This window comes from Paenibacillus humicus NBRC 102415 (genome assembly GCF_004000905.1).
Taxonomy (GTDB): Bacteria; Bacillota; Bacilli; order Paenibacillales; family Paenibacillaceae; genus Paenibacillus_O; species Paenibacillus_O humicus.
The window spans coordinates 1-6,453 of sequence record NZ_BIMD01000089.1 but is presented as its reverse complement, the minus strand read 5'-3'; the positions used below and the strand labels follow the sequence as shown (position 1 = coordinate 6,453).

Genomic DNA, 6,453 nt, shown 5'->3' with positions numbered 1-6,453 from the left:
CCCCCTAGGCATTTGCAAGTCCTTTTTTAAAGTTTTTTCGATTTCTTTTTCGAATCCTTTTTCACGAAAAAAGCCCCTGCTCCCGCAGGGGTACAGACCAGTTAGAACAAGACAGCTTGGAGGCCGGCCAATGCCGCGATTCCCGGCAAGCCGAGCAGCACGGCCGTGCCGATGGTAGCCGGATTGAGAGGAATATGGACACCCGGAACTATTCCCGTCTGGTTGAGCAGATACAGCGCTGCAGCCGCAGCCGTCAGATGAATGGAGAAACGCGACAGCCACGACCACGATATGCGGTTTCTTACAATTGTTGCGAGCAGAAGCAATCCGGATATTACGAGAATGGAGAGCCAAATCCATTTCATCCCGGCACCCCCTTTTTCCATGCCGGAGCGTTGGCGTTGATGCGCTTCGCTTGCCGAAGCAGCATTTCATATCTTTTTTGTGCGGCTTCTATTGCATATACCGCATAGTCGATCTGATCGGAACCTTCAGCCTGCTCGAAATGATAGTGCGCATTCACCCAATCCCGATGGGCCTCCGCAATTTCAAGCAGCAGCTGCTGCTCTCCGACCGTGACGGCTTCCTCGTCCTTATCGCGGGCCATCTCGCTGCCCGCCGCCAGCTCCATTTCCGCCTGCAGCACCGGGCTTGCCGCCAATGCCTCCCCGCTGCCTACTGCGCACAACCATACCGCCATGCCCCAAAACCCCTTCCGCTTGTCCATTTATAGCCCGTCAAGCTTCCTGTAATCATTCTATAAACGGGATTAGGGGTTTAGAACGCGGAGAGCGGCAACTTTCCCTTAAAAAGAGCGAAAAAGCCGCCCGGCATGGGCGGCCTTGATCCTTACAGCTCTCTGCGCCCTTCAAGGGCTTTGGACAATGTCACTTCATCGGCGTATTCCAGATCGCCGCCGACAGGCAAGCCATGCGCGATCCGCGTCACCCGGATGCCGAAAGGCCGTACGAGCCGCGAAATGTACATGGCGGTCGCTTCGCCTTCAATATTAGGGTTGGTGGCAAGGATAAGCTCCTGCACCCGCTCGTCCTCCAGGCGGCGAAGCAGCTCCGCGATCCGGATCTCCTCCGGACCGATTCCCTCGATCGGAGAGATGGCTCCCTGGAGCACATGATACTGGCCGTTGAATTCCTTGGTCCGCTCCATCGCAACCAGATCTCTGGATTCCTGGACCACACAGATGGAGGAATGGTCCCTGGACTTGTCCTGGCAGATCCGGCAAGGGTCGGTGTCGGTGATATTGCAGCAGACGGAACAAAAATGAAGGTTCCTCTTGACGCTGACGAGAGCTTTTGCAAAGTCGATGACATCGTCTTCCTTCATCTTAAGGACATGAAAAGCCAGCCTGGCAGCCGTCTTCGGCCCGATGCCGGGAAGGCGGGTGAAGGAATCGATCAGTTTGGCTATGGGTTCCGGATAATACAAGGAATCAGCTCCATCCATAAAATAAGGACGGCCCTGCCGGAATGCGAAGGGCCGTCCAAGGCTGCTGCACGAGCAGCCGTCTATGCGGTTCCGAAGGACCCGCAGGCTTTAGAACAAGCCGGGAATTTTCATGCCGCCGGTGAATTTGCCCATGTCCTTGTTCGCCAGCTCGTCAGCCTTGGTAATGGCATCATTGACGGCTGTGAGCACAAGATCCTGAAGCATTTCCACGTCGTCGGGGTCGACCGCTTCCGGCTTGATGGCGATGCTGATCAGCTTTTTATGTCCGTTCACGACAGCCGTGACGACACCGCCGCCAGCGGAACCTTCAACGTTCTTCGTTTCGAGCTCCTCTTGAGCCTTGAGCATCTGCTCCTGCATCTTCTTGACCTGCTTCATCATTTGGTTCATGTTGTTCATCGTCATCACCTCATTATTGGAATTAAGATCAATGTCAATCCTTCTTCAGCTCGACCAGGTCTTCCCCGAACAGACGGACCGCTTCTTCCACCCATTCCGGCCGCGCCGGAGCTTGCGGCGGATCGTCGTGGCTGAGCTCCAGCGGCGCCGAAGCACGTTCCGAGACAGCGCCGGAGCTTGCTTGCTGCCAGTCCTTTTGCATGACGGTGGATAGGGACAAGGCCCGGCCGAAGGCTTCCTGGAGCACTTTTTCGATGAGCTCGCGATTCGCCTGCTTTTCGGTCGTTTCCCGATGAATCGTGTTTTTGAACGCGACGAGCACAGAGTCGCCGGTGGAAGCTACCGGCTCGCCGTCCACGAGCCACGCGTGGACCGTAACCCTTGCATCTTTGACCCGGGCCAGCACTTCGCTCCATTTTGCCCGGAGCTGAGCGGTCTCGGAGTTGGAAAGAGCCGCCAAATAGGAATCGAGCTTGACGTTCCGTACGGAGCCGCTGCCGGAACGAGGGCCGAACCCACCTCCGCGGCTCGCACCCCCTCGAACGGCGCTGCCCGAAGCGGATGCCTCGGGAGCCGCTGCCGGAGCGCTGCCGGAGCGCTGCAGCTGCTCGATCTTGCGCTCCAGATCGTCGATCCGCTGCAGCAGCCGTCCTGTTTCCGGAGAAGCTTGAGGCGCCGCTGCGCCGGCGGTGGCCGAAGCTCCCGAGGATTGGCTGCCGCCTTCGGGCATCGTGGCGATTTTGAGAAGCGCCACCTCGAAGAGAGTCTGCGGATGAGCGGCATGCCTCATTTCATTGTGGTAGCGGTTGAGCTCGTCGATCATCCGGAAGATCCGGTCAGCCGAGAACCCTTCGGCCATGGCTTGGAACCGGGCGGGATCCGAGACGCGCCCCATCGCCTCGGCGCTGCCCGGAGCGAGCTTGAGGACGAGCAGATCCCGGAAGTAATACATGAGGTTCTCCAGGCATTTGTCCGGGCTTTTGCCCGCTTGCATGAGACCTTCCACGAGAGGAAGAATCGCTCCCGCATCCCTGTCCCGGACGGCGTCCGCGATGCCCGCGAACTGCTGCGCGGCAAGGCCGCCGGTGACGTCGACCGCGCCTTCGAGCGTGATCGTCTCGGAGCCGAACGCCGCCGCCTGCTCCAGCAGGCTGATCGCATCGCGCATGCCGCCGTCGGACAGCCTGGCGATATAGTCGATCGCTTCCGGTTCGGCGCGGATGCCTTCTTCCTTGCAGATCTCGGTCAGCCTCTCCACCTGCTCCTCCAGCGACACCTGCCTGAAGTCGAAGCGCTGGCAGCGGGAGATGATGGTGGGCGGAAGCTTGTGCGGCTCGGTCGTCGCCAAAATGAAGATCACGTGGCTTGGAGGCTCTTCCAGCGTCTTGAGCAATGCATTGAACGCTTCCGTAGTCAGCATATGGACTTCGTCGATGATATAAACCTTGTATCGCACTTCCGAAGGAGCGTATCTTACATTGTCCCTGATCTCGCGGATTTCATCAATGCCGCGGTTGGAAGCGGCGTCAATCTCCACGACATCCATCACGGTGCCGGCGGTGATTCCCCGGCAGGCGGCGCATTCGTTGCACGGCTCGGGAGCGGGTCCGAGCTCGCAGTTGACGGCTTTGGCGAAAATCTTGGCAGCGGAAGTCTTGCCCGTGCCCCGCGGCCCGTTGAACAAGTAAGCATGCGCAATGCGCTGCTCGCGGATGGCGTTCTGCAGCGTCTGCCTGATATGCTGTTGTCCTACCATGTCCCGGAACGTCTGAGGACGCCAAGCACGGTATAAGGCGATATGGGTCAAGATGCAGGCTTCCTTTCCGGCCGGCCTCGGCCGTTATTTCGTCTCTCCATTATACAATACCGCTTCCTGCCCGGCAAAAGGAATCCGCCCGATGACATCCGGGGGCGGCCGTGCGGGAATGCGAAAAGCTTTTCTATTGAGAATATAAAAAAAACGCCCGGAAGACCTCCTCACGAAGAGTCGGACTCCAGACGTTGCTCTGCTTAGTTAGGACCGTGCACCTGCCCTCGATCCATGCGGTCCAGCAGGCATTCCTGATTCCAGCTCGGGTCAGGCACTCCTCCGGCACATGAACGCGCCTGCTTACGGCTGCTTCCTTCCGGACCTGACCGGGTTCACAAGTGTCCATTGCGGAGGACCCATCCTTCAACGCTGTTCCTAGGCGCCATACACTGCAACGCATAACCTACGGCAGGAATTCAACCTCGCTATAGCGGATTGCGAGTTACAGGGCACCGCTACCTCCCCATCTAGCACGGCAGATTTTCAGTATAGCCCATTTGCACGGCTTGTGCAACCGGCCTTCGTCTCCCCGCTTCAGGGAAAGAAAGGCGCTGTCGCCTTAAGAAGCCAGGCGGGCAATGATTTTATAGCGGGGCATGTTGAAGGCGAGCTGCGACTCCACGCGGCTGCGCACCTGCTCCCGCTGAGCGGCGCTGAGACCCGCCTTCGGCGTTACATAAACCCGGAGCGTCGGACCGTCGAAAGCTAGCCGGGCCTTCTTCACCCCTTCAACCTGCTTGACCTTCAGCTCCGCGAAGTCGGCATCCTGCTGATAGTTCTGCGAATGGGGAGTAAGAGGCAGGCGGGGATTCGTATTCGTCAAGCCGAGATGCCCGTCCTGTCCGTAGCTCTTCACCCGGTTATGCTCCGGGCTGCCGCCGCAGCCCGTCAGCAGAGCGGCGCCGAGCAGAAAAACGCAGGCGGATCGCAGAGGCTTATTGGCATGGAAGCGAATTGTTGTCAATTAAAAAACCTCCCTTCAGTCCATAGGATGGCTGAGGGAGGTTCTTCTATGCCGCCAATTTCTGGCAGTCGATTAGATGCCGTATTTCTTTTTGAAACGGTCTACGCGGCCGCCGGCATCCAGGAATTTCTGTTTGCCTGTGAAGAACGGGTGGCAAGCGGAGCAGATCTCCACGCGCAGGTTCGGTTTAACGGAACCCGTCTCGAACGTGTTGCCGCAAGCGCAAGTAGCCGTAGTCACGTGGTATTTCGGATGAATAGCCTCTTTCATCGTCTTTCACCTCTTTCTGCCCTGAGCTTCAAGCGAGCCCAGAGTTATGCATACCTGAATAGTATATCACGGACAAGTGCCTTAGGCAACAGGATTGCTGCGGTCCGCCGGCGCAGGACGTCCACCAACCTTGATCAGCACGGCTTTCAGCGTTGCCTCGCCAGCCGGGACGGCGGCACATGCGTGTACGAGCCGATGACGACGCCCGGCAGCTCCTCGCGGAAAATCTCCAGCATCTGCTTCATGCCGTAGATCTCCCCGCGCGCCTTCGGAATGAGGTTCAGGTACGCTTCCGGATCGATGTTGAGGTTGCGCATCTGAATAAGCTTGAGATCGGTCCGGCGGACGAACTCGATCATCGCCTCCATCTCCTCCTCGCGGTCGGTGACGCCCGGGAAGATGAGATAGTTGATGGAGGTGTAGACGCCTTGGTCGGCGGCGTAACGCAAGGACTTCTCCACATTTTTGAGCGTATAGCCCCGAGGCTTGTAATACGCGTTGTAATGGTCGTCCAGCGCGCTGATCGTGCTCACCCTCATCAGATCGAGGCCGGCATCGACGATCGCCCGCATGAAGTCCGTGAGCCCGGCGTTCGTGTTGATGTTGATGTAGCCCATCGACGTCTGCTCCCGGACTCTCTTCATCGCCTCCACGATAATTCTGGCCTGGGTGGACGGCTCGCCCTCGCAGCCCTGGCCGAAGCTGATGATCGCATCGGGAGTCTTGAGCTGCTCCAGCATGATCTCCACGACTTCGTCGACGGTCGGCTTGAAGTTCATGCGGGTCTGCGGAGCCGGGAACGCGCTGTCCTCGGGCTGCTCGGAAATGCATCCGAAGCAGCCTGCATTGCAGGAATAGGAAACCGGGACGGCTCCTTCCCAGCGCTGCAGAAACGTATTGGAAGCCGTGAGGCATTCGTAGCCGAGAGCGCAGTTGGACAGATGCTTGTACAGCCTGTTGTCCGGGTACTTCGCCAGCAGCTCCTCCACCTTCACGTTCAGCTCCTTGGCATCGCAGTTGAGCGGATTCCAGCGCTCGGGATCGTCGCTGCGCTCGGCCGCGACATGGAAGCCGCCGTCCTTCCAGACGACGGAGGTGTAGCCGAACAGCGGCAGGACGGCGTTTTTGTCCGCCTTGACGTAGCCGGGCAGATTAAGCCGCGTATAACCTTGGGGAAGCAGCGCGCCTACAGCCTGGTAGGATCCGGGCAGCACTTCCATCTCCCCGGTGCGGGAGTTGATGCCGACCGGGCGGGTGCCCGGCAGACCGACGAGAGTCGCTCCCTCCGGAAGGGGGATAAGCTCCTCGTCCATGATTTCCACGACGACGTCGCCGCTGCGGCCAAGCCCGATCCAGTCGGGATGGTCATATAAATTGCCTTGTTCATCGGCATATACAAGATTCATGATGTCCTCCTAAAATCTGTAGCGCCCGGCGGGGCTTATTCCGCCGGGGACTCATCCGCAGGAGCGGACTTGGATCGCGACGTGCGGCGGGTCGTTCCGGCGGCCGGCTTGTCGGCAGCCGCCGCGCGCGGAGCGCG

8 protein-coding genes and 1 other RNA gene are annotated in these 6,453 nt (G+C 59.0%); all 9 read right to left on the bottom strand.

Annotated features, from left to right (window positions below; genetic code table 11):
- Window positions 1-101: 101 nt before the first annotated feature.
- Complete coding sequence (locus PHU01S_RS25220) at window positions 102-365, bottom strand: pro-sigmaK processing inhibitor BofA family protein (RefSeq protein ID WP_021882322.1); 264 nt, start codon at window positions 363-365, stop codon at window positions 102-104.
- Window positions 362-700 (bottom strand): DUF2508 family protein, encoded by a 339-nt coding sequence (locus tag PHU01S_RS25215; RefSeq protein ID WP_246029341.1) that lies wholly within the window; start codon window positions 698-700, stop codon window positions 362-364. Before PHU01S_RS25215 ends, PHU01S_RS25220 begins: the two co-directional genes overlap by 4 nt.
- 149 nt (window positions 701-849) lie before the next feature.
- A complete protein-coding gene (recR, locus tag PHU01S_RS25210) occupies window positions 850-1,446 on the bottom strand; it encodes a recombination mediator RecR (protein WP_048749929.1) in 597 nt (198 codons plus the stop codon).
- A 108-nt stretch (window positions 1,447-1,554) separates the two neighbouring features.
- Window positions 1,555-1,866, bottom strand: coding sequence for a YbaB/EbfC family nucleoid-associated protein (locus PHU01S_RS25205; RefSeq protein ID WP_048749931.1), 312 nt, complete (start codon window positions 1,864-1,866; stop codon window positions 1,555-1,557).
- A 34-nt stretch (window positions 1,867-1,900) separates the two neighbouring features.
- Window positions 1,901-3,673 carry a DNA polymerase III subunit gamma/tau gene (gene dnaX / locus PHU01S_RS25200; protein WP_127510456.1) on the bottom strand — a complete coding sequence of 591 codons (1,773 nt, stop codon included), beginning with the start codon at window positions 3,671-3,673 and terminating at the stop codon, window positions 1,901-1,903.
- A 213-nt stretch (window positions 3,674-3,886) separates the two neighbouring features.
- Window positions 3,887-4,152: signal recognition particle sRNA large type (ffs, locus tag PHU01S_RS25195), an RNA gene on the bottom strand.
- Between the two features lie 83 nt (window positions 4,153-4,235).
- Window positions 4,236-4,640, bottom strand: a complete 405-nt coding sequence (locus PHU01S_RS25190; RefSeq protein WP_021882052.1) for a hypothetical protein — start codon at window positions 4,638-4,640, stop codon at window positions 4,236-4,238.
- A 72-nt stretch (window positions 4,641-4,712) separates the two neighbouring features.
- Window positions 4,713-4,910, bottom strand: a complete 198-nt coding sequence (gene rpmE, locus PHU01S_RS25185) for a 50S ribosomal protein L31 (protein WP_021882051.1) — start codon at window positions 4,908-4,910, stop codon at window positions 4,713-4,715.
- Between the two features lie 146 nt (window positions 4,911-5,056).
- Entirely contained in the window at window positions 5,057-6,316 is a 1,260-nt protein-coding gene (locus PHU01S_RS25180; protein WP_127510454.1) for a radical SAM family protein, read from the bottom strand.
- Between the last annotated feature and the right edge of the window lie 137 nt (window positions 6,317-6,453).

What these genes read in the sequence shown, in the direction of transcription:
- PHU01S_RS25205 (WP_048749931.1), bottom strand. Translation starts at nt 1,866, where the DNA reads ATGAACAACATGAACCAAATGATGAAGCAGGTCAAGAAGATGCAGGAG.
- PHU01S_RS25180 (WP_127510454.1), bottom strand. Translation starts at nt 6,316, where the DNA reads ATGAATCTTGTATATGCCGATGAACAAGGCAATTTATATGACCATCCC.
- PHU01S_RS25220 (WP_021882322.1), bottom strand. Translation starts at nt 365, where the DNA reads ATGAAATGGATTTGGCTCTCCATTCTCGTAATATCCGGATTGCTTCTG.
- PHU01S_RS25215 (WP_246029341.1), bottom strand. Translation starts at nt 700, where the DNA reads ATGGCGGTATGGTTGTGCGCAGTAGGCAGCGGGGAGGCATTGGCGGCA.
- rpmE (WP_021882051.1), bottom strand. Translation starts at nt 4,910, where the DNA reads ATGAAAGAGGCTATTCATCCGAAATACCACGTGACTACGGCTACTTGC.